Raw genomic sequence first — 3008 nt, 5'->3', positions numbered from 1 at the left:
TGATGTGTGAAAGAGACAGCATGTGGTGATCATGATAACTGATGCTACTGCCACTATTACCGAAGTTAACGATACCTTTAGCCAGATTACTGGTTATACTGCTGAATATGTTCTGGGGAAAAACCCAAAAATACTTCAGTCCGGACGGCATCCACCAGCATTTTTTGCTAAGATGTGGGAGGCGCTGTTAGCACAAGGTTACTGGCGTGGAGAGATCTGGAACCGTCGTAAAAATGGCGACGTTTATCCAGAAATACTGACTATCAGTGCTGTGAAAAATGCTGAGGGTAAAGTCCAACATTATGTCTCATTATCCACTGACATAACGTCAATGAAGGCTTATCAAGGTCAACTGGAACATATTGCTCATTACGACGTACTCACTAACCTACCTAACCGAGTTTTATTAGCAGACCGCCTTAGCCAGGCTATGGCCTACTGCCAAAGTCACAAACAGTCATTAGCGGTTGCATTTATGGACCTTGACAGGTTCAAAGAGATCAACGATAGCTATGGCCACGCTGTGGGAGATAAACTACTTATTGCCTTGTCACAACGTATGAAAGACGCCTTACGTGAAGGTGATACGTTGGCGCGTATTGGTGGTGATGAATTTATCGCAATTATGGTTGATTTACAAAACACTAAGTTGAGTTCGGCTATATTAGAGCGGCTTTTAAAGGCTACTTCTGATCCTGTTATGGTGGATGGAGCCATAATACGAGTTTCAGCGAGCATCGGTGTGACGTTTTATCCACAAGACAATTCAGACGCAGATCATCTCATGCGCCACGCTGACCAGGCGATGTATAGTGCTAAACAAGCAGGCAAAAACCGTTATCGTTTGTTTGACGTTGAGCAAGCTTATGCAGGCAAGATTCAGCTAGAAAATATAGATAATATTCGCCTAGCTATGGAGCGAGGTGAGTTTTTACTGCACTACCAACCAAAAGTAAATATGCGCACTGGCGAAGTGATAGGGACAGAAGCTTTAATCCGCTGGCAGCATCCTAAAAGTGGTCTGATCCCTTCTTTGGACTTTTTACCTGTGATAGAGGGCCAACCTCTTAGTCTAGAATTGGGTGAATGGGTAATAGATACTGCATTGAATCAAATAAGTGATTGGCAAAATATAGGGATCTGTTTTCCTATCAGTGTGAACATTAGTGCCTATCAATTACAACAAGATAATTTCGTATCCCGCCTGAAAGCATTATTAGCTTCTTATCCTGAAGTCGGTCCACCCTTTTTAGAATTAGAGATACTGGAGACCAGTGCCTTACATGATATCAATCAAGTATCTTCAACCATGAATGAATGCCATAAATTAGGTGTCCGTTTTGCTTTAGATGATTTTGGCACAGGATATTCATCACTCACTCATGTAAGACGCTTGCCAGCACAATTAATTAAAATCGATCAAACATTTGTGCGTGATATGTTAGAAGATGCTGGTGATTTAGCTATTGTCAAAGGGGTCATTGGACTAGCTCAAGCATTTGAGTGTGAAGTGATTGCTGAAGGAGTAGAAACTATCGCTCATGGTCAAGCCCTATTAAAATTGGGTTGTGAGTTGGCTCAGGGTTATGGGATTGCTAGACCGATGTCTGCCAGCAAAATCCCTGAATGGGTATCTACTTGGAAAACGGATGATCCATGGAAAGGAATGTGACTCTTTTAACGCTTTCAACTAAGGCTCATCACCAGTAAATTAAGGATGTCAGAGTCTCGCGGAATTTTTTTACAAAACCCTAATAAACAGGGATTATTTTTTATTAGGGCCTTAATTTAGCAAGCTAGTAATGTCGACATTTGACATCAGGACATCTCTTAACGAATGACGCCAATATTTATACTAAAGTACATCTAAGTATTCAAATTCATTTATTCACCATACTACTCTTAAATCATATTCTGAAAACTACTCTTAAGAATATGATATTAATTATAAATAGACTGCTACATCAATAATATTTTTACCAATATAAACAATAATTTGCTTATCAGTTGCAATTGCAATTAATAATGTTGAAAAATGATATGCTTGATCTCTTGGTTTACAGGCTACGAATGTTATGAAGAAACGTCATTGTCAATCTTGAACAAGAGGGGCACGAACCAAGAAATAAATATAAAGTCAGAAGTCGTACTCATTCTTGATTAGTGCTCATCATAAAGTCAGCCAAAGACACCCGCCACACTGGAACCGCACGCATTGTATTCATCAAGACTGGACTCGTTAACTAGACTTCATAACAGGCGAGTTTTGATAAGTTGCTAAGCCTTAAATTAGACAGACACGTTTGGATAATCCTGTAAAGTCAGTAATATTGATCGACGTCGGCACCTTAAATAAGTTAATGACAAGCGAAGGCACTTCGTTGGTCTTAAGGATTAAAGGCTTTAGAAAGGCTTATGCTAGGTTCATTAAAAAAGCGACTCGCAGCATTGATACGATCAAAAAGATTAGCTGCGAAGAATTTTTCATGGTTTAAAAAAACTAACTAAAAGATGCCCTTGAAATGAGAGTTCGTCTGCACGAGAACAGCAATATATTTTATTAAGCAAAAAATGGGCGTAACGGAGTCAAAGTGTACGCAAGGTTATAACAGCCTCAATCTTTAGAGCATCTACAATTTATCTCTACTAGAGATAAACCACTATTTTAGTCTGCTTGATTCTAGGCATAGCCATCATGACTAATGCGATACCAGATTATTGATCGTAAAATAATACAGTTTGTGAAGCATAGGAATTTGTTTTATATCGCAAAGCTAAAAATTGTTTAACCCTGCAATTCACCAGTTATCCGGCTTTTTAACCGAGTAATCGAGACAGAAAATCCACTATAGCTTGTTTTTTTCAACTATTATTTTGATTTTTTTTTATTCGAAGACCAATAATCGGTATGGGTTTTGGCCTCTAACTTTCTTGGTTAAAGTCACTATTTAGTACAAATAATCAACACCAGTTACGAATACTTGTTAGAATATATGACTTATACACAA

1 protein-coding gene is annotated in these 3008 nt (G+C 38.6%); it reads left to right on the top strand.

Going from position 1 to position 3008, the window contains the following annotated elements; all coding sequences use genetic code 11:
- Positions 1-31: 31 nt before the first annotated feature.
- Complete coding sequence (locus QZ562_RS20715; protein WP_293764559.1) at positions 32-1672, top strand: EAL domain-containing protein; 1641 nt, start codon at positions 32-34, stop codon at positions 1670-1672.
- The last annotated feature ends 1336 nt before the right edge of the window (positions 1673-3008 follow it).

It is taken from the genome of uncultured Paraglaciecola sp. (genome assembly GCF_913058035.1).
Lineage (GTDB): Bacteria > Pseudomonadota > Gammaproteobacteria > Enterobacterales > Alteromonadaceae > Paraglaciecola.
The sequence above is the reverse complement of the archived record's forward strand: the minus strand, read 5'-3'. Positions and strand labels throughout refer to the sequence as shown.